Origin of the sequence: Streptomyces sp. SID13666, from assembly GCF_010548325.1 — a bacterium.
GTDB lineage: Bacteria > Actinomycetota > Actinomycetes > Streptomycetales > Streptomycetaceae > Actinacidiphila > Actinacidiphila fildesensis.
This window is the reverse complement of sequence record NZ_JAAGLX010000027.1, coordinates 34061-55350: the sequence shown is the minus strand read 5'-3', so window position 1 is coordinate 55350 and position 21290 is coordinate 34061. Positions and strand designations below refer to the sequence as shown.

Annotated in this window: 19 protein-coding genes; 4 read left to right on the top strand and 15 right to left on the bottom strand. The window is 71.8% G+C overall.

From position 1 onward, the window contains the following. Positions 1-104: 104 nt before the first annotated feature. The 9 genes from G3I60_RS28575 to G3I60_RS28535 all read right to left on the bottom strand — a co-directional run bounded on the left by G3I60_RS28575 (position 105) and on the right by G3I60_RS28535 (position 9787). The gene (locus tag G3I60_RS28575; RefSeq protein WP_138351111.1) at positions 105-923 is read right to left on the bottom strand and encodes an HAD family hydrolase; all 819 of its coding nucleotides are present in this window, start codon (positions 921-923) and stop codon (positions 105-107) included. Then, entirely contained in the window at positions 920-2197 is a 1278-nt protein-coding gene (gene serS, locus G3I60_RS28570; RefSeq protein ID WP_138351110.1) for a serine--tRNA ligase, read from the bottom strand. Before serS ends, G3I60_RS28575 begins: the two co-directional genes overlap by 4 nt. A 553-nt stretch (positions 2198-2750) precedes the next feature. Continuing rightward, positions 2751-3677, bottom strand: a complete 927-nt coding sequence (gene pheA / locus G3I60_RS28565; RefSeq protein WP_164607901.1) for a prephenate dehydratase — start codon at positions 3675-3677, stop codon at positions 2751-2753. A gap of 27 nt (positions 3678-3704) precedes the next feature. Next, positions 3705-5003 carry an iron uptake transporter deferrochelatase/peroxidase subunit gene (efeB, locus tag G3I60_RS28560; RefSeq protein WP_164607898.1) on the bottom strand — a complete coding sequence of 433 codons (1299 nt, stop codon included), beginning with the start codon at positions 5001-5003 and terminating at the stop codon, positions 3705-3707. Next, positions 5000-6883 (bottom strand): copper resistance protein CopC, encoded by a 1884-nt coding sequence (locus tag G3I60_RS28555; protein ID WP_164607896.1) that lies wholly within the window; start codon positions 6881-6883, stop codon positions 5000-5002. Before G3I60_RS28555 ends, efeB begins: the two co-directional genes overlap by 4 nt. An 11-nt stretch (positions 6884-6894) precedes the next feature. Further along, entirely contained in the window at positions 6895-7377 is a 483-nt protein-coding gene (locus tag G3I60_RS28550; RefSeq protein ID WP_164294874.1) for a copper chaperone PCu(A)C, read from the bottom strand. Continuing rightward, positions 7374-8018 carry an SCO family protein gene (locus G3I60_RS28545; RefSeq protein ID WP_164294873.1) on the bottom strand — a complete coding sequence of 215 codons (645 nt, stop codon included), beginning with the start codon at positions 8016-8018 and terminating at the stop codon, positions 7374-7376. Before G3I60_RS28545 ends, G3I60_RS28550 begins: the two co-directional genes overlap by 4 nt. A 154-nt stretch (positions 8019-8172) precedes the next feature. After that, a complete protein-coding gene (locus G3I60_RS28540) occupies positions 8173-8895 on the bottom strand; it encodes a YcnI family protein (RefSeq protein WP_138351104.1) in 723 nt (240 codons plus the stop codon). Between the two features lie 109 nt (positions 8896-9004). After that, positions 9005-9787 (bottom strand): hypothetical protein, encoded by a 783-nt coding sequence (locus G3I60_RS28535; RefSeq protein WP_239070347.1) that lies wholly within the window; start codon positions 9785-9787, stop codon positions 9005-9007. Positions 9788-9992: 205 nt separating this feature from the next. Between G3I60_RS28535 and G3I60_RS28530 the strand changes: the two genes are divergently transcribed. Beyond that, the gene (locus tag G3I60_RS28530; RefSeq protein ID WP_138351102.1) at positions 9993-10436 is read left to right on the top strand and encodes an ATP-binding protein; all 444 of its coding nucleotides are present in this window, start codon (positions 9993-9995) and stop codon (positions 10434-10436) included. A 21-nt stretch (positions 10437-10457) separates the two neighbouring features. On the opposite strand, the gene G3I60_RS28525 is transcribed toward G3I60_RS28530, so the two are convergent. The 3 genes from G3I60_RS28525 to G3I60_RS28515 form a co-directional block, all read right to left on the bottom strand. Next, complete coding sequence (locus G3I60_RS28525) at positions 10458-11003, bottom strand: winged helix-turn-helix domain-containing protein (protein WP_343241240.1); 546 nt, start codon at positions 11001-11003, stop codon at positions 10458-10460. Between the two features lie 81 nt (positions 11004-11084). Then, a complete protein-coding gene (locus G3I60_RS28520) occupies positions 11085-12566 on the bottom strand; it encodes an aminopeptidase P family protein (protein ID WP_138351100.1) in 1482 nt (493 codons plus the stop codon). 117 nt (positions 12567-12683) lie between these two features. Beyond that, positions 12684-14237, bottom strand: coding sequence for a PP2C family protein-serine/threonine phosphatase (locus G3I60_RS28515; protein ID WP_164294870.1), 1554 nt, complete (start codon positions 14235-14237; stop codon positions 12684-12686). 578 nt (positions 14238-14815) lie between these two features. Between G3I60_RS28515 and G3I60_RS28510 the strand changes: the two genes are divergently transcribed. Together G3I60_RS28510 and G3I60_RS28505 are read left to right on the top strand one after the other, a co-directional pair. Next, the gene (locus tag G3I60_RS28510; RefSeq protein WP_164294869.1) at positions 14816-15502 is read left to right on the top strand and encodes a bifunctional DNA primase/polymerase; all 687 of its coding nucleotides are present in this window, start codon (positions 14816-14818) and stop codon (positions 15500-15502) included. A gap of 219 nt (positions 15503-15721) precedes the next feature. Continuing rightward, positions 15722-16369, top strand: coding sequence for a hypothetical protein (locus G3I60_RS28505; RefSeq protein ID WP_164294868.1), 648 nt, complete (start codon positions 15722-15724; stop codon positions 16367-16369). A gap of 269 nt (positions 16370-16638) precedes the next feature. On the opposite strand, the gene G3I60_RS28500 is transcribed toward G3I60_RS28505, so the two are convergent. From G3I60_RS28500 to G3I60_RS28490, 3 genes are all read right to left on the bottom strand, one after another. Then, complete coding sequence (locus G3I60_RS28500; protein WP_138351096.1) at positions 16639-17601, bottom strand: DUF5926 family protein; 963 nt, start codon at positions 17599-17601, stop codon at positions 16639-16641. Between the two features lie 173 nt (positions 17602-17774). After that, positions 17775-18320, bottom strand: coding sequence for an ATP-binding protein (locus G3I60_RS28495; protein WP_164294867.1), 546 nt, complete (start codon positions 18318-18320; stop codon positions 17775-17777). 143 nt (positions 18321-18463) lie between these two features. Next, on the bottom strand, positions 18464-19294 hold the full coding sequence (locus tag G3I60_RS28490; RefSeq protein ID WP_343241239.1) for a glycerophosphodiester phosphodiesterase: 831 nt from the start codon (positions 19292-19294) through the stop codon (positions 18464-18466). Positions 19295-19498: 204 nt separating this feature from the next. Here G3I60_RS28490 and G3I60_RS28485 point away from each other — a divergent pair, with 204 nt between their 5' ends. Then, entirely contained in the window at positions 19499-21289 is a 1791-nt protein-coding gene (locus tag G3I60_RS28485; RefSeq protein ID WP_343241973.1) for a trypsin-like peptidase domain-containing protein, read from the top strand. Position 21290: the final 1 nt, after the last annotated feature.

Sequence of the window (21290 nt, the reverse complement as noted above, 5' to 3'; positions counted from 1 at the left end):
GGACCCGTCGGGACCCGGCCCCGCACCGTCAGTCGCCCGCGCATCCCCACCCGCCGGATTGACCCTGCGAACCGTCATGGGAACGCACGCTACTCCCGGTCGCCCTAGGAGGTGATGGCGAAGAGCCGTTCCAGGACGACCGCGATGCCGTCCTCGTCGTTCGAGGTGGTGACCTCGTCCGCGACGGCCTTCAGTTCGTCGTGCGCGTTGGCCATCGCGACGCCGTGCGCGGCCCACGCGAACATCGGCAGATCGTTCGGCATGTCGCCGAAGGCGATGGTGTCGGCGGCCGTCAGGCCCAGCCGGCGGGCGGCGATGGAGAGGCCGGTGGCCTTGCTGAGGCCGAGCGGCAGCAGTTCGACGATGCCCTCGCCGGCCATCGTCACCCCGACCAGATCGCCCGCGACCTCGCGTGCGACCCGGGCCAGACCGTCGTCACCCAGGCCCGGGTGCTGGAGGTAGAGCTTGTTGAGCGGGGCGCTCCACAGCTCGCTGTCATCCTGCATGTGGATGACCGGCAGCTCGGGGTTGTGCTGGTACCCCGCGCCGATCAGGACCTCGCCGTCCAGGCCGTCCCGGCTCGCGGCCAGGAAGAGCGGGCCGATCTCGGCCTCGATCTTGGCCAGCGCGAGTCCGGCGAGCTGGCGGTCCAGCGTCACGGACGTCAGCAGCCGGTGTTCACCCGCGTGGTAGACCTGCGCGCCCTGCCCGCACACCGCCAGGCCCTCGTAGCCCAGGTCGTCCAGGATGTGCCGGGCCCAGGGCACGGAACGGCCGGTGACGACGATGTGCGCGGCGCCCGCCGCGGTGGCCGCGGCGAGCGCTGTCCGCGACCGCTCCGAGACGGTGTGGTCGCTGCGCAGCAGCGTGCCGTCCAGGTCGGTGGCGATCAGCCGGTACGGGAGGGGCGCGGAGGAGCTCACTTGCTGACCGGCTCCAGGAACTCACGGCCGCCCAGGTACGGGCGCAGGATCTCCGGGACCCGGACCGAGCCGTCGGCCTGCTGGTGGTTCTCCAGGATCGCCACGATGGTGCGCGGTACGGCGCACAGCGTGCCGTTGAGCGTGGCGAGCGGGCGGGTGCCGTTCTCGTCACGCAGCCGGATCGACAGCCTGCGGGACTGGAACTCGGTGGTGTTCGACGTCGAGGTCAGCTCGCGGTACTTGCCCTGGGTCGGGATCCACGCCTCGCAGTCGAACTTGCGCGACGCCGAGGAGCCCAGGTCGCCCGAGGCCAGCTCGATCACCTGGAACGGCAGTTCCAGGGCGGTGAGCCACTGCTTCTCCCACTCCAGGAGCCGCTGGTGCTCGGCCTCGGCGTCCTCCGGCGTGGTGTAGACGAACATCTCGACCTTGTCGAACTGGTGCACCCGGATGATGCCGCGGGTGTCCTTGCCGTACGACCCGGCCTCGCGGCGGTAGCAGGGCGAGAAGCCCGCGTACCGCAGCGGCAGCTTGGCCGCGTCGATGATCTCGTCCATGTGGTACGCGGCGAGCGGGACCTCGGAGGTGCCGACCAGGTACAGGTCGTCCTTCTCCAGGTAGTACACGTCGTCGTCGACCTGGCCGAGGTAGCCGGTGCCGGCCATGGCCGCGGGCTTGACGAGGGTCGGGGTCAGGATCGGGACGAAGCCGGCCGCGGTGGCCTGCGCGATCGCCGCGTTGACCAGGGCCAGCTCCAGCAGCGCGCCGACGCCCGTCAGGTAGTAGAAGCGCGAGCCGGAGACCTTGGCGCCGCGGTCCACGTCGATGGCGCCGAGGATCTCGCCCAGTTCCAGGTGGTCCTTGGGCTCGAAGCCCTCGGCGGCGAAGTCGCGCGGCGCACCGAGCTGCTCGAGGACGACGAAGTCCTCCTCGCCGCCGATCGGCGCGTCCGGGTGCACAAGGTTGCCGAGCTTGAGCAGCAGGCTCTGGGCCTCCTGCGCGGCCTCGTTCTGCTCCGCGTCCGCGGCCTTGACCGCGGCCGAGAGCACGCCGGTCTTCTTCAGGAGTTCGGCCTTCTCGTCCCCCTGGGCCTTGGGGATGAGCTTGCCGAGCTGGCGCTGCTCGGCGCGCAGTTCGTCGAAGCGATGACTGGACGACCTGCGCCGCTCGTCGGCGGAGAGGAGGGCGTCGACGAGCGCGACGTCCTCTCCACGGGCGCGCTGGGAGGCGCGCACACGGTCGGGGTCCTCACGAAGCAGGCGAAGGTCAATCACGGCTACAGGCTACCGGGGCGGCGGGGTCCGACGCGACAAGTTAAGGGCTTTTGGTGGCGTTATGTCCGTTTCCGGGAAAAGGGGAGCGAAATGCAATAACGGACAAAAGGGTGCCGTCAACCGAATTCACCGCATCCCTCCATCGGGGCACCGCCCTTGTGGAGAACGGGAGTTGGGAGGGGGTGCGGACCCGAGTTATCCACAGGTGGATGGGGATTCTTTTCCTTTGTCCACAGGTTGTGTGTGCGAACTGTGGAAGACGGAGTTGATCGTTCCGGACGCCCGGTGCTCGGCGAAGGATTCCCGGTCCAAACCCTCTTAACACTCACTTTCGAGTGAGAAGTGTTCCCCCTATAGAGTTGATCAGAGGAATTGGGCTGACGAAGGGTGACCTGAGCCACTGTGGACGGGCTCGGTGCCTGTGTACCGATTTGTCGACTAGGTCAGATTGGTCTGTCGACTTATCCCCAGTTATCCCCAGGCTGGACCTCGGGCCTGTGGATAACTCAGTGGACAACTACGGGGACACCGGCGGGCCGCCTTGGAGGGCAGCTCAGCCCCGCCCGTCCAGCGCCCGGCCCAGCCAGTCGGCGGCGTCGGTGAACTCGCTGTCGGTCGTGCCGGGGCGTACCTGGGGACGGACCTCGTCGGCCCGCGGGTACGAGCCCAGGAACCGGACCTGCGGGCAGATCCGCTTGAGCCCCATCAGCGCCTCGCTGACCCGCCGGTCGGTGATGTGCCCCTCGCAGTCCACCGAGAAGCAGTACCGGCCGATGCCCTCGCCGGTCGGCCGGGACTCGATGCGCACCAGGTTCACACCGCGCACCGCGTACTCCTGCAGGAGCTCCAGCAGCGCGCCCGGGTGGTCGTCGCCCAGCCAGAAGACGGCCGAGGTCTTGTCCGCGCCGGGCGGCGCCGCCGGGCGGGCCGGGCGGCCGACCAGGACGAAGCGCGTCGCCGCGTTCTTCGCGTCATGGATCTCGGTGACGAGCGGTTCGAGACCGTACGTGGACGCCGCGAACTCGCCCGCGAACGCGCCGTCGAACCGGCCCTCCTGCACCAGCCGCGCCCCGTCCGCGTTCGACGCCGACGACTCCCACAGCGCGTCCGGCAGCTGGGCCCGCAGCCACTTGCGCACCTGCGGCTGGGCGACCGGGTGGCCGGTCACCGTCTTCACGTCCTTGAGCTTCGTGCCCGGCCGCACCAGCAGCGCGAACGCGATCGGCAGCAGGACCTCGCGGTAGATCATCAGCGGCACGCCGGTCGCCAGCTCGTCCAGGGTGGCGGTCACGCCGCCCTCCACCGAGTTCTCGATGGGCACCAGCGCCCCGCCGGCCTCGCCGTTGCGCACGGCGTCCAGCACGGCCGGCACCGACACCATCGGGACCAGCTCCCGGGTCGCCGCCTCGGGCAGCGTTCTGAGCGCGGCCTCGGTGAAAGTGCCTTCAGGACCCAGATAGGTGTAGCGGCTAGCCGACATACCGTCACCCTAATGCGCCGGACGGGTTCACGACTCCAGCAGCCGCTGCCCCACGTACTCACCGGGGCCCGGCGCGCCGGGGACCGCGAACAGGGCGCTCGACTCATGGCGCAGAAAGCGGGACAGCCCGTCCCCGCGGTCCAGTTTCCGCTGTACGGGGACGAATCCCCGCTGCGGATCGGCCTGCCAGCAGATGAAGAGCAGACCGGCGTCCGGGGTCCCGTCGGAGCCGATGCCGTCGTGGTACGAGAACGGCCGGCGGAGCATCGCCGCTCCGCCGTTCGAGGCAGGCGCCGCGACCCGGATGTGTGCGTCGCCCGCGATGGCGGGCGCCCCCTGGGCGTCCCGCTTGTCCAGGTCCACCGGGGTCGTCCCGGTACCGCCGGACAGCGGTGAGCCGTCCGACTTGCGGCGGCCGATCACCTTCTCCTGCCGCTCCACGGACAGATGGTCCCAGGAGTCGAGCAGCATCCGGATCCTGCGCACCACCGCGTACGAGCCGCCCGCCATCCACTGCGGTGAGCGGTCCGTGCCGCCGGCCGGAACGAAGATCCGGCGGTCGAAGTCCGGGTCGGTGGGCTTGGGGTTGTTGGTGCCGTCCACCTGGCCCATGAGGTTGCGGGACGTCATCGGCCGCGGGGTCGCGCCGGGTGTGCGGTTGAAGCCGTTCATCTGCCAGCGCACCCGGGCGGTGTCCCCCGCGGCCTTCTGCAGCACGCGCAGCGCGTGGAAGGCGACGAGCGCGTCGTCGGAACCGATCTGCACCCACAGGTCGCCGTTGCTGCGGGCCGGGTCCAGCGCGTCCGCGGAGAACGGCGGGAGCGGCGCGAGGGCCTGCGGCGCCCGGTCCTCCAGACCGGTCTTCGGGAACAGCGAACCGCCGAACCCGAAGGTGACGGTCAGCGAGTTCGGGCCCGCGTCGTAGGCGATCTGGTCGTCGCCGGTCTCCAGCCGGCCGCCGATCAGCTGCTCGGCCGTCGCCGACCAGCGCCGCAGCAGCGCCGCGACGTTCTTGCGGGTCTGCCCCGCGGTGAGATCGAAGGCAACCAGATGGCCCCGGGCCTGCTGCGGGGTGGTGATGCCGGCCTGGTGCGCGCCGTCCCGGAAAGGGACGCCGGTCGCGCCGACCGACGCCGGCGTCGCCGGCTCGTCCCGCAGGGCGGCGGCGCCGAAGGCCCCGCCGGCGCCGCCGACGACCAGACCCGCCGCGCCCGCGGCTCCTGCGGTGCCGAGCAGCCGTCGCCGGGTGAGGTGCCGCCCGGCGGGGAGCTCGTCGACGGCGCGCTCGTCCGTGGTCCGGTGTTCGGTCGTCCGCCGCTCGGTCATGACGTGATCTCTACGTTCTTGGTCTCGGTCACCTGGTCGATCTCGGAGGTCCGCACGGTGACGGACACCTCCCACGTTCCGGCCATCGGCAGCTGCACCGAGGCCGCGGTCCAGTGGCCGACGTCGAGGTGCTGCAGCGGTACGGGCAGCGGGCCGATGTTCTTGGCCTTGAGGGTGAATTCGAGCTTCACCTCGGGCACGTCGACCGGCACCGGATCCGCGCCGGAGATCAGGACGTGCACCTCGTTCTGGCCGACCCGGCCCGGATCGATGGTGATCAGGGCCTGGCCCTTCCCCTTGGGGCCGCCCGTGTCGTACGGGATGCGCACGCTGAGCGGCAGCCCGGAGGAGGAGGTGGCGGGGGCGGGCGCCGAGCCGGTCTTCGCCTGCGCCGCGCGGCCCGGCTGGGTGCCGGTGAGCAGCGTCGTCACGGCGAGGACGACCACCGCGACCACGACCTCGGCCAGCACGGACTTGCGCAGCCCGCTGCGTGCGAGGTCGGCCTCGCGGGTGCGCTTGGCCTGGGTCCTGTCCCGCGCGGTGCGCTGGAGCCGCAGTTGCGCCTGGCGGGCGGGGTCGGTGGACGAGCCGGCCACGACGCGTTCCGGCCGCTTGACGGCCGCCGCGGCGGTGACGGGGACGGCGGGCGCGCCGAGCCGCGCGGTCCAGCGGCGCGACAGCCAGGCCAGCTCGACGAGCAGGACGACCAGGCCGATCTTGACGAGCAGCAGCTGCCCGTAGGAGGTGGAGACGAAGGCGTCCCACGAGCCGAGCTGCCGCCAGGACTGGTAGATGCCGGTCGCGACCAGCGTCGTGACCGCCGCGAAGCCGATGCGGGAGAACCGCTGTACGGCTTCGCGTTCGATGCCGAGCCCCGCCACCAGGGAGGTCAGCAGGGCGGTCAGGCCGCCCAGCCACACCGCCATCGACAGCAGGTGCACGACGTCGACCGGCATGGCCAGGGCGGACTGGATGCCGACGGAGGCGTGTTCGGCCATCGCCCAGGTCGCGGCGATACCCGTCGCGATGACGCCGCCGCCGATGCCCAGCCCCCAGGCGAGGTCGGCGCGCTCGGCCCGCTCGCTCTCGTTGGCGGGCGTTCCGCGTTTGGCGTACGAGCCGAACAGGACCGCCAGGAAGACGGCGGCGGCGGCGAGCAGCAGCAGCCGGGACAGCAGGGCGGCGCCCGGCCGGGTGTTGAGGACGTCGCGCATCACGCCGAGGTCGAACGCGTCACCGAGCCCGCTGCCGTTCACATACGGCCCGCGCAGCATCAGCAGCGCGATGGTGGACGCGACGAGCGCGACCCAGCCGCCGACCGCGATCCGCTGCATGGGGCGCAGCAGCGCGCCGCGCGGCCAGCACACGGCGAGGAAGACGGAGGAGCCGACGAGCAGCGCGTACCCGGCGTAGGCGACGTAGCGCCCGATGCCGTAGAGGACGCCCGCGGCGCCGCCGCCGACGGCCTGGTCCTGGTCGGCGAGGACGACGGTGGTCTTGGAGGGGGCGCCGACGGAGAACGTGAAGGCGCCCGCGACCGGGTGGCTGTCCTCCGAGACGGCCTTCCAGGCGACGGTGTAGGTCCCGTCGCCGAGTCCGGCGCGCAGCGCGACCACGGCGGTGGAGCTGTTGCCGTCGGCGTGCTGCGGCGTGCCGCTGTCCACCCGGCCGCCGGCCGGGTCGAGGACCCGCAGCGAGTCGGCGGACAGCAGCACGCCTTCGGAGAAGGTGAGCAGCACCTGCTGCGGCGCCGTCTTGACGACGGAGTCCTCCCCGGGGTTGGTGTTCACCAGCGCGGCATGCGCCGAAGCCGGGGCGGCGGCCCCGAGCACGACGGCGAGCAGGGCGCCCAGTACGACCAGCGCACGCCTGATGGTCATCGTTGCTCCCCTCAGTCCTTCGGCCGGTAGCCGGTCGGCTCGACCGGCACGGTGACGCCGATCGGGCCCGCCTCGGCGAAGTGCAGTTCCATGGACACCTTGTCGCCGGCCACCGGCTTGTGCGTGAGTTCCCGCAGCATCAGATGATTTCCGCCGCTGCTGAGCGTAAGCCGCCCGCCCGCCGGGACGGTCAGGGAGTTCACCTTGCGCATCCGGTTGTCGGTGGTGGTGTGCAGGGTGATGTCGGCGGCCAGGTCGCTGCTGACCGAGGTGAGTTCCGCGTCGGTGTCGCCGGTGTTGGTGACCGTGAAATACCCGGCGGCCATGTCGGCCATCACCGGCTGCGGTATGTACGCCCCGCTCACCGCGAGCTTCGGCCCCTTCGTCCCGGCGTGTGCCGAGGCGTCGGACGCCGAGGAACAGCCGGCGAGCGCGAGGCAGCCGCCGAGGGCGACGGTGGCGATCAGGGCATGGGCGGGCCTGCGGCGCCTCACGGTGCCTCGCTTCTGATGAGCTTCGGCAGGTCGGCGGCGAACTCGTCCGAGGTGGTGCCCGACATGTAGAGCACATGTCCCTTGTCGTCCTTCGGCCAGAAGGCCAGGACCTCGGCGCCGTGGGTGACGGTGATGCTGCCGTCCTTCTCCGTCACCGGCTTCTCGATGCCGACGCCGACGGATTTCGCGGCCTTCTGGATCGTGCCGAAGTCACCGGTCAGGCCGATGAAGTCCTTGTCCTGGGCAGCCAGCCACGAGCCGAGGCGCTGCGGGGTGTCGCGTGCGGGGTCGGTGCTGACGAACACGACCCGCAGTTTCTCCTGGTCGGGCTTGGACAGCCGCGACTTGGCGATGGCGAGGTCGCTCATCGTCGTCGGGCACACGTCCGGGCAGTGGGTGTAGCCGAAGAAGAGCAGAACGGGCCGGCCCGCCGTCTCCTTGACCAGGTCGTACGGCTTGCCGTGGGTGTCGGTGAGGGTCAGTTGCGGCTTGTTGAAGGGGGCGTCGAGGAGGGTGCCCGGCTTGGACGCCGCTCCGGAGACGACCGCGAGCGGTTCCTTGGAGTCGCCGCTGGAGGCCCCGCATCCGGCGAGGGCCGCGACGGCCGCCAGGGCCACGCCGATCTTGATCGTTGTACGCATGAAGTTTCCCGGGGAGTGCGATGGCGGGGCCGGGCGGCCGTACGGGCCGGCGGCGTACCGATGCGACGGCGTACCGGGACTCGCGGGGTCCCGGCACCACGTACGGAGCATCGGACGTGCCGACGACGTGCCTTACGGCCGCCCGGCCGGTGCGTCAGGCGGAGGTGCGGCGGCGTCCGGCCAGGACACCGAACGCGACGCCGATGACGCCGATGACGATTCCGGTGATGCCCAGGATCCGCGCGGTCGAGTCACTGCTGTCGGAGTCGGCGGCCGCGGCGGTCGTGGTGTCCTTCGCCTTGGCGTCGGCGGCGGGGGCCGCGGCACCGTGGGCGTCCGTCGCCGCCGCGGTCAGCTTCAGCGCGGGCGCCGGGTTGGCCGGCTCGGCCGCGCCGGCCTTCTCCTCCTCGATCCAGCGGACGACCTCGTTGTTCGAGTACGTCTGGAGGGCCTTGAAGACCAGCTGGTCCGTGTCGTCGGGCAGCGGCCCGAACGAGACGGGGAACTGCTGGAACTGGCCGGGCTCGATCGTGCCGCCGCTCCAGGTGATCTTCGTGACGGCCTCGGTCACCGTCTTGCCGTGCATGGTCATGGGCTTGGCGAGCTTGGTCTTGGTGACCTCCACCTTCCAGCCGGGCACGGCCTGGGTGGAGACGGACGCGATCGGGTGGTCCGCCGGCAGGTTCACTTCGACCTTGATCGTCGAGGCGTTGTCCCGCTCGTTCGGGACCTTGAACGCGACGGTGCTGTAGCCGCCCTTGGGGGCGCTGCTGGGCGTGACGGAGACATGGGCGAAGGCCGGAACGACGGCCATCAACAGCGCGGAACCGGTGAGCGCGCCGACGGTGGTCAGGCGGCGCATGCGGGAACTGTTCATGAGAGGACTCCACGGTGAGTGGTGAGGGAAGGGCCGGCGCGTATGCGGAACGCGCGAGACCGCCGCCCCCGTGGACCGGTGGGAACCGGACCGGTGGAGACCGCTCGCGTCAGACCGCCAGGGCGTAGGCCGGTGGCCCGCGCCGCGGCAGGCTGTGGCGCAGCCGTACGCTGCGCGCCGATCCCCGCCCGGTGGCGAACCGGCGGGGCCGGAGCGCGGCGAGCCGGTCGTCGGCCGCTCCGGCGACCAGGACGCGCACCAGCGCGACGAGTACGCCGCGCAGCACGTCGGCCGACAGGCTCACCAGCCGCCACAGGGCGGCCTCGCCGCGCCGCAGCAGCCATCCGACGGCCAGCGCGGCGAACAGGTGCGCGAGCAGCATCGGCAGCGAGTACGCCATCGCCGCGTGCATTCCGGTGATCCCGGTGTCACCCGTTCGAGTGACGGGGCTCATGGACATCGCCGACGCCGGGTCGATGCCGGCGTCGCGGACGATCCGTTCCGCGCTCTGCTGCGTGAGGGCCGCCGACGAGGTGTGGCTGCCGCACAGCAGCCGGCCGGCCAGCGCCAGGACACCGGCGGAGCCGTCCCGGCCCGTCGCGGGGTCCGCGCAGGCCTGTCCGGCGCCGAACACGGCGTGCAGCGCGAGCTGCCCCAGAGCGAGCGTCGTGGCGATCCCCCGGAGCGACCGTTCCCGCCCGGCCAGCGGCGCGGCCACGGCGAAGACCACGAGGGACCCCACCACCAGCGCGCCGGCCGGCACCCCGTGACGGGACGCCAGTCCGTGCCCGGCCGCGGACAGCACGACACAGACCGCGGTGAACACCGCGGCCCGCAGCAGTCGCAGCCCGGCGCCCGCGCGCACGGGGGAAACGGAGGATGGGGATGCCATGACGGGCGTCATCCTCTCACCGCCGGGAACCGGCGCATACGGGGGGTGTCCGGCTTGCGGGGGTGCGGGCGAGTCGCCCTTTTACACCTGTACGCCGGGGTCCCACATCCGCCGAATGAGCGGCATCACGTCAAGAGGACGCTTACGGGGCGCAATTCGTGGCTATAGGTATCCGTAAGTCGAGCCGCGGCCTGGAGGCTGGAGCATGAGCATCTGGTGGTCTCTCCACTTGCGGCGCGAGGCCGCGAGCGTTCCGCTCGCCCGACGACTGCTGCTGGGGACGATGCAGACCGCCGGTGTGGACCCGGAGATCTGTTACGACCTGTCGGTGGCACTGTCCGAGGCCTGTGCGAACGCGGTGGAACACGCGGGCGAGGGTGACTACAGCGTGACGGCGCGCATCGACGGCGACCGCTGCCGTATCGAGGTCGCCGACTCCGGCCCGGGCTTCGCGCCCGACCGGCCACGTCACCAACTCGCCCGGCCGCTGGCCCTGAAGGGCCGGCATGCCGAGGACGGACGGGGACTGTTCCTCATCGAGGCGCTGGTGGACCACGTCCACTTCCACAACCGGCCGGGCCACGGCGCCGTGGTGACGATCGACAAGGTCCTCAAGTGGCGGGACGACTCGCTGCTCAAGGCGTCCTGAGCTGAGGGAGATCCTCCGGCGCTAAGGGGCGGCGGGGTCTTCCTCGGCCTGCTCTCCGGCCTCCTCATCGGCCTGCACGAGGAACGCCATCACCGTGGCGCCGAGCAGGACCGAGCCGGGGGTGTGCGGGGCGCGGGCGGCCTCGTGCAGGTCGGCGAGGAGCTCCGCCATGCGCGTGCGGAAGGTGTCCCAGGCCTCGGGCGCGACCCACAGTTCCGCGTCGGAGGTCACACCGTCCTGCCCGGGTGCCCGGCGGGCGGCCCGGTCGCGCAGGTTGTGCGCGAGCGCCTCGGCGAGCAGCGGGGCGCCGTCCTGCCGGTCGGACAGCGGGGTGCCGTGCACGGTGCGGTAGCGCCGTTCCCTGCCGCCCCGGTGGGAGCGGACCTCGGTGAGCTCGACGAGTCCTGCGGCGTCCAGCCGGCGCAGATGCTGGCTGGCCAGCGCGTGCGAGATGCCCAGCTCCCGGGAGAGCTCCGCCGCGGAGAGCGGGGCGGCCCACATCAGCGACAGCATGCGCAGCCGTACCGGATGGGCCAGGGCGCGCAGCGCGGGGTCGGTTGTCGTCACGGCGGCCAGTAAACCGCCCCGGGTGCCGTATCGCGGCGCCCGAGGCGGTTCACACAGGTCACGCATGCCGAGCTCTGCGTGTCAGCCCTTGAGGCCGGCCATCCACGCCTCGACCTCGTCGGAGCGGCGCGGCAGCCCTTCCGACAGGTTCCGGTTGCCGTCGGCGGTCACGAGGATGTCGTCCTCGATGCGGACGCCGATGCCGCGGTATTCGGCCGGCACCGACAGGTCGTCCGCCTGGAAGTACAGACCGGGCTCGACGGTCAGCACCATGCCGGGCTCCAGCACGCAGTCCACGTACGTCTCGGTCCGCGCGTGCGCGCAGTCGTGGACGTCCAGGCCGAGCATGTGGCCGGTGCCGTGCAGGGTCCAGCGGCGCTGCAGGGCGAGCTCCAGGACCCGCTCGACCGGGCCCTCGACGAGGCCCCACTCGACGAGCTTCTCGGCGAGCACGCGCTGCGAGGCGTCGTGGAAGTCGCGGTAGGCGGCGCCGGGCTTGACCGCCGCGATGCCCGCCGACTGCGACGCGTAGACCGCGTCGTAGATCTTGCGCTGGATGTCGCTGAACCGGCCGTTGATCGGCAGGGTCCGGGTGACATCGGCGGTGTAGAGGCTGTGGGTCTCCACACCGGCGTCCAGGAGCAGCAGCTCGCCGGAGCGGACCGGGCCGTCGTTGCGCACCCAGTGCAGGGTGGTGGCGTGCGGTCCTGCCGCGCAGATCGAGCCGTAGCCGATGTCGTTGCCCTCGACGCGGGCCCGGAGGAAGAACGTCCCCTCGATGTAGCGCTCGGAGGTCGCCTCGGCCTTGTCCAGCACCTTGACGACGTCCTCGAAGCCGCGGGCGGTGGAGTCGACCGCCGCCTGCAGCTCGCCGATCTCCCACTCGTCCTTGACCAGCCGGAGCTCGGAGAGGAACTCCTTCAGCTCGGCGTCGCGCTCGGCGGTGACCTTGTCGGTCAGCGCGCCCTCGACGCCCGCGTCGTAGCCGCGCACCACCCGTACGGGGCCGGTCGCCACGGCCAGCTTCGCGACGACCTCGCGGACGTCCGAGCACGGCAGGCCGAGCAGCTGGGCGCCCTCGGCGAGGCTGTTGCGGCGGCCGGTCCACAGCTCGCCCTGGCCGTCGAGCCAGAACTCGCCGTTCTCGCGGCTGGAGCGGGGGAGCAGGTACGCGGTCGCGTCGTGCCCCTGGCCGCCCTTGGCGGGCTCCAGGACCAGGACGGCGTCCTGCGTCTGGTCACCGGTGAGGTGGACGTACTCACTGGACGCGCGGAAGGGGTATTCCGTGTCGTTGGAGCGCGTCTTGAGGTTGCCCGCCGGGATGACCAGCCGCTCGCCCGGGAAACGGGCGGACAGCGCGGCCCGGCGGCGGGCGGCGTGGGGCGCCTGGGCGATCGGCCGCAGGTCGTGCAGTTCGGTGTCGGCCCACTCGGACTTCATCAGCTCGGCGAGCTCGTCGGAGACCTCGGGGTAGAGACCGTTCTTACGCTGCTTAATCGGCTGCTCTTCGGCCGCTTCGACCTCTTCGGACACGTCCTGCCTCCTCGCAATAGACCGATCCATCGTATGTGCGTACGGAAGGCCGGTTACAGAGGGCTTAGGTCACGAAGTGCGGCAAAGCGGACCCGGCGGGTTCTGGCGGGTCCAGGGGGGTCCAGCGGGTTCGGGGGGATGGGGGGCTCAGTCGAAGCGGACGACGAGCAGAACGACGTCCTCCGCGCTGTCGAGGGTGTCGAGCCCGTCCGGCAGCACGGTGCGCAGCACGTGGTCGGCGAGCAGGTCCGGGTCGTCGCGGGTGGCGCGCGGCGCGCTCTGGGCGGCGGCGTGCAGCCGGGCGAGCGCGCGGTCCATCGGTTCGCCGGTGCGGTGCAGCAGGCCGTCGGTGTAGAGCAGCAGCGTTTCTCCGGGCTCCGGCCGGACCTCGACGCTGGGAGCCTCCCAGCAGCTCAGCATGCCCAGCGGGGCCGACAGCGAGGTCTCGACGTACTCGATCCGGTGGTCGCCGATGATCAGCGGCGGGCAGTGTCCCGCGCCGGCCAGGACGAGCTTGTGCTGATCGGGTTCCGCGTACGCGAACAGCGCGGTCGCCGAACGGGCGGGCTCGGTGAGCCGCAGCAGCAGCTCCAGGTCGGACAGGACCGCGACCGGGTCCTCGCCCTCCATGACGGCGTAGGCCCGCAGCGACGCCCGCAGCCGGCCCATCGCGGCGACCGCGCTGGGACCGGAGCCGGTGACGCCGCCGACCGCGAGGCCGAGCGCGCCTTCGGGGAGTGGCAGCGCGTCGTACCAGTCGCCGCCGCCCCGCGGCCCGGTGTCGTGGCGTACGGCCATCCGTACGCCGGCGACCCGCGGCAGCCGGGCGGGCAGCAGCTCCTCGGCGAGGGTGGCGAGGGTGCCGCGGGCGCGGCTCAGTTCCAGCTGGCGGGCGATGTGTTCGGCGGCGTACCGGCCGTAGAGACCGACGAGATGGCGCTGGCGTTCGACCGGCGCGGCGGGTTCGTCGTACAGCCAGACAGCCGCGCCGAGGTGGCCGGTCCGCTCGGTGGTGAGCCGCAGCGCGTAGCTGGCGTCGAAGCCGAGGTGCGCGGCGACCTCGCGGTGCCGCGGGTCGAGGCCGGGCTCGTGGGGCAGATCGGGGTGGATGATCTCGTCGCGGCCCGCGGGACGGTCGCTCTCCGTGGCGCCGGACGCGTTCGCGGCGGCGGTCGTGGGTGTCGTCACGGGCGTTGTCGTGGGCGCCGAGGTGTCCGCGGGCGCGGTCCCGTCCGGGCCGTCCCCGGTGCCGGTGGGGCCGCTGGGGATGCCCGCGCCGGCGGTGCTACCGGTGCTGTCGGTGCTCTCGTCGGTGCCGTCGAGCAGGATCCCGTAGGAGGCGGCGCCGTGCGGCACGGTCTCGATGGTGCCCAGGTCGGCGTGGCCGAGGCCGAGGCCGACGGTGGTGTCGGGACCCAGCCGGTCGGCGGGTTCCAGCACGAGCAGACCGCGGCGCGCACCGACCAACGCGGCGCCGGCCCGCAGCACTTCCCGCAGCGCTTCGTCGAGGCCGGTGGTGCGCGCGAGGCGTTCGGTGAGCTCATGGAGTGTGGTGAGATCGGAGATCCAACAGGCCAGCCGGTCCTGGACGGCGGCGAGCCGATCCACGGGGCGGCATTCGGCCGCAGGGGCGGAAGTGTGTGGCGCGGCGGGAATGGGTGGCTTGGTTCCGGCCACTTTTGGCACCCGGGTGGTGCTCATGGCCGACGGCTTCCCGTGAGATCACGGCCTGCGCGACGAACAGTGCTATTTGTCGGCGATTCAGGATTTTTGCCGACTCGCGTGCGGGGCTTGATGAAGCAGGTCAATTGCGTCAATAGCATCGCAAACCCCCATATCGTGCTGCGCCGCTACCAGGTTTCCACTTGTACACGCCTGATCGTGGGCATGTCCAGGATTGTGCTGGTAGAAGGAGTGGTGTCGTACTCCGAAAGCTTGGCCGAAAATGACCACACCCGAAGACAATTGACGGTCGACTGATGCCGTCCAACAGCGCGTCATATTCACGGTGGTGGGTAGGAACCCGGTGTCTGGCTCCAGCGTCCTACTAGTAGATGACGGCCGGCCTACCCCGAGTGGCGGGGTGTTCCCACCCCCAGCGGAACCGCACAGCGCGGCATACAGAGCAGACAGAACAGCAAGCGCCATGCGTGCGCCACCCCTCGCCACGTTCCACGCTCGGCTAGCAGCGTGATGCGCTGCCTTGTAAGCGGTGTGCTCGAGATTACGTTGTGTCATGGGCAGATCCTCTGAGCGTTAACGGAAAGGAACTTTGCGCTATGCGCGAGATCCTCGGAAGGCGACGCAAGCTCTCGTTCCGGTGGAGAGGCCAGTCCGCGCTGCTCAGCGCGGTTCTCACCTACACGGAACAGTGGAAATGGCCGGTGGTGCCCGGTGTCGGGCACGACCGCCGCGGTTCCTGGCGGGCGGCGGGGGCGCAGCCATGCGCCTGCCCACGCCCGGACTGCCCCGTCCCCGGCGTGCACCCGCACGATCCCGGACTCATGGCGGCCACCCGCGACCCGCGCATGGTGCGCTGGTGGTGGACGGCCCGCCCCGACGCGCCCGTGGTGCTCGCGACGGGCGACCGCGTCTCGGCGGTCAGCCTGCCGGCCGTGGCCGGTGCGCGGGCCCTGGACACCCTCGACCGGCTGGGCGTCCGGCTCGGCCCGGTGGTGGCCACCCCGACGCGCTTCGTTCTGCTCGTCGCCCCGTACTCCCTGGAGGAGTTGGGCGAGTTGCTCGATTCCCACGAATGGGTGCCCAGCTCATTGCGCTATCACGGGGAGGGCGGCTACGTGGCGCTGCCGCCGTCGAGCAGCAGCGCGGGACAACTGCGGTGGATCCGGCCGCCGGTGGTCGACGACGGCGCCACGTCACCGTGGCTGCCGAGCGTGGCGCTCATCGTGGACACCCTCGTCCGCGCGGGCCGGACGGCACCGGACGGAACGCACCTCACGTACTGAACGCACCTCACGTACTGACGGGACGCGCCTCCACGTGGTGAGGGGGCCGGGGAGAGGCGCTCGTCGGCCCGGTCCGGCGGGCTCTCGGCGGCGTCACTCGTTCGGGTAGCAGCAGGGGGCCGTTGCCCGGTATACGGGGCAATGGCCCTCTTTTCTGCGTGATGGGCCCGATATGTTCGGCGCACCGCACCAGCCGCAATCCTTGACAGGTGGAACCCGATGGAGCGCGCTCCGAATCTGCGCATGATCGCCCTCACCAGTGTGATCGCGCTGGCGGTGGTGCTGCCGTTGGCCGCCGCCACGGCGGGTCCCTCCGGCCCCGCGGGTCCGCCGGCCCGCGCCGCACGGAGCGACAGGCCGCAGTCCGTGCCAGGGGTGGCGGACGGTACCGGCGCGGGGACCGTCGACGGCCTGCTCCCGGGGCTCGGGCCGGCCTCCGGCGGTTCTTCGGCCGCAGGGAACGCTCCAGGGCCGTCCGGGGGCTCGGCCGCGGGCCCGGGCGCCGGCTCCGCCGCGCTGCGGCCGGTCGCGGCCTGCGGGCCCCAACTCACCTCGCCCGAGGGCGTCCAGGCGCAGACCTGCACCATCGCCGTGGGCGGCGACACCTGGGCCCGTACGTACTACCGGAACGGGACCGGCGGCCCGCTCGGCGGAGTGCTGACCCTGATGCGCCCCGACGGCCGGACGGTACGGGTGGAGTGCCCCGTCGGGGCGGGGAACGGTCCCGGTTCGTGCGAGACGCCGCGCGAGCGGACGGTGAAAGCGGTTTCGCCGGATGACGGCACGGCGGAGATCTACAGCGCTGTTGCGGAGTTCGCTTCGGCGGGAAGTGAGCGAATGCTGCTACGAGCTGGTAGCAATCGGTAGCAATAGCTGAACAGAAAATCAGCCAATGTAGATCAACTTCCGGACATCGCCTGGTGAGGGGCGGATCCGGGCATGGCAAAACCCGGTCGCTGGCGACGGGGGATGCACCAGCGACCGGGCTGTTTAAACGGTAACAAGAATTCTTCCGTACGCAAATTCGCGAGAAGGAGCCGGAAGCCGTAATTGCCGGTGGGCAGGCGGAGTTGTGACCGGAGTCACTCGTTCCGCGGCGGCCCGCCGCAGTGCGGGCCGCCTCCGTTCCGCCCGGCTCAGCTGAGCGTGATCTGCCGGTTCATGAAGCCGCTGCGGGCGCGGCGCTCGTCCCCGGTCAGCGGCGCGGTCGCACCGAGCGCCTCCAGGAGCCGCTCGCCGAACGCGGCGGCCGGCTTCTCGACCTCGTCCGCGCCCATGCCCACCGGCAGGTCCCACACCGGCACGACCAGCCCGTGCGCACGGAACGAGCCGACCAGGCGGGTGTTGTCGCCGAGCGAGGACGCCCCGGCGGCGTGCAGCCGCGCCATGGCGTCGAGGAGCTGCTCCTCCGGGTGCGACATCACCCAGCGCAGGTGGTTCTTGTCCGGCGTCTCGCACCAGTACGCGGCGTCCACACCGGACAGCCGGACGGTCGGGATCGCCGCGGCGTTGGCGCGTTCCAGCGAGGCCGCGATGTCGCCGGAGGCGTCACCGGCGTTCTCCAGCCAGAACTCGAAGCCGGTGTGCACCACCGGCTCGAACGGCGCGTCCAGGTCCAGCAGGTCCTGCATGCGCGGGCCGTCGCCGTCGGTGCGCGCGCCCTCGACGGGCGAGCCCGGCTCGGCGGTCAGCGCGCGCTGCAGGATGTCGGCGAGACCGCGGCTGAGGTCGCCGGAGGCCGTGTCGTTCTGCAGGCCCAGCAGGACCTTGCCGCTGTCGCGGCGCAGCCCCGGCCACGCCATCGGCAGCACGGTCGCCAGCGTCAGCGACGGCACGTCGGCGGGCAGCCCGCCCTTGAGCGTCAGCTCGACGGTGGCGGCCGGCACCAGCTCGCGGAGCGCCACCCAGTCGCATTCGCCGGGCAGCCCCTCGAAGGGCCGCAGGACCAGCTCGGTCACCGCGTGCGAGGCCTCGCGGCCGTGGCACGCCTTGTACCGGCGGCCGGAGTTGCAGGGGCACGGCTCCCGCGCGCCGACTACTGGGATCTCCCCGTCGACGATCTGCGGGGCATTCGTCTTCGTCGGGCGCTTCTTGGCCATGGCTCGATCTCTCCCGGTACGGCTACGTTTCGGCCGTGAGCCTAGCGCTCGCCGGGCCCCCAGCCGGAAACGCGCGGGGGAAACCTTCGACGGATCCGGGAAAGAGCGGCGAACAATCGCCGTCAGAACGCTGCCTCGCGGCCTTGTCCGGGACGGGCTCCGCCCCGGGACCGCTACGGAAGATCGTCGAACGGGTCCGCGAAATCGATCGGGATGTCCAACCGCGGCGCCAGGTCGTCGCGCCGCGCGTGGCGGCTTCTGACCGGCAGCAGGGCCCATACGGTGACCTCGCCGGGCCCGTCCCGCACCCCCCAGCGCAGCGACAGGTTGCTGACGATGCCCAGTCCGCGGCCGCCCCGTGCGGTGAGCGACGGGCTGGCCGGCAGCGGGCGGGTCGGGCCCCCGCCGTCGGTCACTTCCACGCTGAGCAGGCCGTCGTCACCGATCCGCCACGCGGCGCGGATGCCGCAGGGGTCGGCCGCGTCGTCCGCCTCGCCGGGTCGTTCGTCCGGGCCGTCGCAGAGGGGACGCGCGTGCCGGTAGGAGTTGCTCAGCAACTCCGACAGGATCAGCACCGCGTCGTCCACCACCGGCTCCGGCACCTCGTGCGCACACAGCTCACTACGGAGCCTGCGCCGTGCCTCCGCCACGCCCATCGGACCATGCGACAGGGCCATGGTCGAGGACGTCGGCACCTCTTGGGCCACCACCAACGCCACCCCCGAGACCTCCTTCACCCCACGCCACGGGATGAATGCCCCCTTGGACTGGACCGGAAACAAGCCAACTGCGATCTATTGGGGCACTCACATCGGTCGAACACGGTCCGAACGCGCCGGTGCACTCCCCGTAATACCGTTATTTACCGCCCCAATTGGGACAGCACCTGCTTCGGCCGATTGGTGATGATCGCATCGACCCCGAGCCGCACACACAGGTCGACGTCCGCCGGCTCGTTCACCGTCCACACATGGACCCGGTGCCCGGCCCGGTGCAGCCGTGCGACGTACCCCGGATTCGCCCGCAGGATCCGCATGCTCGGACCGGCGATGCGCACCCCGGCGGGCAGCCTGCCGTCGCGGTGCCGCGGCGAGACGTACTGCATCAGATAGACGGTCGGCAGCGTCGGCGCCGCCGTGTGCACGCGGCGCAGCGAACGGGACGAGAAGCTCATGACGCGCACCGCGGAGCGCTCCCCCGGCGGCGGCGCGTCGAGGCCGAAGCGGCGCAGCAGTTCCAGCAGCCGCTCCTCGACCTGGCCGGCCCAGCGGGTGGGGTGCTTGGTCTCGATCGCCAGCTCGACCCGCCGTTCGGTGTCCGCCACCAGTTCCAGCAGCCGCTCCAGGGTCAGCACGCTGCTGCGCTCGTCGTCGGTGGTGTCCGGGGCCTCACCGTCGGTGTGCTGCCCCTTCCACGAACCGAAGTCGAGCGTGGCGAGGTCGGCCAGCTCCATCGACGAGACGGCGCCGCGGCCGTTGGACGTACGGTTCACGCGCCAGTCGTGGACACAGACCAGTTCGCCGTCTGCCGTCAGCCGGATGTCGCATTCCAGGGCGTCGGCACCGTCCTCGATGGCCCTGCGGTAGGCCGCGAGCGTATGTTCGGGTACGTCCTCGGACGCCCCTCGGTGGGCGACGACCTGGATCGGGTTCCCGTCCGGGAACGCATCCCGGACCGCATGCGCAGAAGTCACCGGGCTATGGTGCCATCGCTGCGCGTCGCGGTGGAAAGCAGACCGCCCGCGCCTGGGCACCGCCACACCCCGGCTCCCTACGCGGGCCATAATCCCCGACTCCATACGCGGGCCATACACAGCTACCGCTTACGGCGGTCCGACACCCAGTGGGAAATGCTGTGTCCAGTCCGACACCCGCGCTCTGACCATAGGAGAACCGCTGTGAGCACCGAGAACGAGGCCGGCCAGGTCCCGGCTGCGCCCGAGTCCGGCGCGGAGTCGGTCGCGCCGGAGCGCGGCGAGCTCTCGAAGGCGGCCCTCCCGGCCGAACCCGCCGCTCCCGCCGCCCCGCCCGCGCCTCCGGCCGAGCCGCCGACCGCCGTCCTGCCGGTGGTGCCGCCGGCCCCGGCCGAGGTCCCCGCGCCGGTGGCCGACGACCTGCCCGCACCGGTGCCGGCCTCCGTGTCGCACGGGGATCCCACGCCGCCCGCGGCGTACAGCGAGCCCGACACGTCGTACCGCGAGCCCGTCCCGTCCTACGGGGAGACCGCCGCGCCCGCGTCGTACCGCGAGGTCGCCGCGTCCTACACCGAGGCCGCCGCGTCCTACACCGAGCCCGCCGCGGACCCGTACGCCACGCCCGCCGCGGACCCGTACGCCACGCCCGCCGCGGACCCGTACGCCACGCCCGCCGCCGTGCTGACCGCGGCGCCCGGCCAGTCGCAGCCCGACCCGTCGCAGGCGCACGCCCAGCAGCCGTACCCGGGCGCCCCGCAGACGGCGCAGTTCCCGCAGTACGCCGGTGCCGTCCCGCAGCCCGGCCAGCCGGGCGGTCCCGGCGGCCCGGTGTGGGGCACTCACGTCCCCGTACCGCCGCCCGGTGAGCGCAAGCCGCGCGGCATGGGTTCGATGGTCGCCGCCGTGCTGGTGGCCGCGCTGGTCGCCGGTGGTGTCGGCGGTGGCGTCGGCTACTGGGCCGCGCGGCACGAGGACAACTCCAACTCCACCACCGTCAGCTCGTCCTCGGACCCGAAGGTCCTGGACCGCGCGCCGAACTCCGTGGCCGGCATCGCCGCGAAGGCGCTGCCGAGCGTCGTGACGATCGAGGCGTCGGGCGGCAGCGAGAGCGGCACCGGCACCGGCTTCGTCTTCGACAAGCAGGGTCACATCCTCACCAACAACCACGTGGTGGCCCCGGCCGCCGACGGCGGCAAGCTGACCGCGACGTTCTCCAACGGCAAGAAGTACGACGCCGAGGTCGTGGGCCGCGCCCAGGGCTACGACGTCGCCGTCATCAAGCTGAAGAACGCCGGCGACGCCAAGCTCGACCCGATCCCGCTCGGCGACTCCGACAGCACCAAGGTCGGCGACGCCACCATCGCCATCGGTGCCCCCTTCGGCCTCTCCGGCACCGTCACCACCGGCATCGTCAGCGCCATGCACCGTCCGGTCGCGTCCAGCGACGGCCAGGGCGCCAGCGCCTCGTACATGAGCGCCATCCAGACCGACGCCTCGATCAACCCCGGCAACTCCGGCGGCCCGCTGCTGAACGCCAACGGCGCGGTGATAGGCATCAACTCGGCCATCCAGTCCGCCGGTGGCAGCGGCGACGGCCAGACGCAGGCCGGCAGCGTCGGCCTCGGCTTCGCCATCCCGATCAACCAGGCCAAGCGCGTCGCCACCAACCTCATCGCGACCGGCCAGCCCGTCTACCCGGTGATCGGCGTCTCCCTCGACACCCAGTACCGCGGCGAGGGCGCCAAGGTCACCGAGAACGGCAACAGCGGCAACCCGGCGATCGTCCCCGGCGGCCCCGGTGACAAGGCGGGCCTGAAGGCCGGCGACATCATCACCAAGTTCGACGACACCGTCATCGACAGCGGCCAGACCCTGATCGGCGCCATCTGGCAGCGCCAGCCCGGCGACAAGGTCACCATCACCTACACCCGCGGCGGCAAGACCTCCACCGCCACCCTCACCCTCGGCAAGCGCGACGGGGACGAGAAGAACTGAC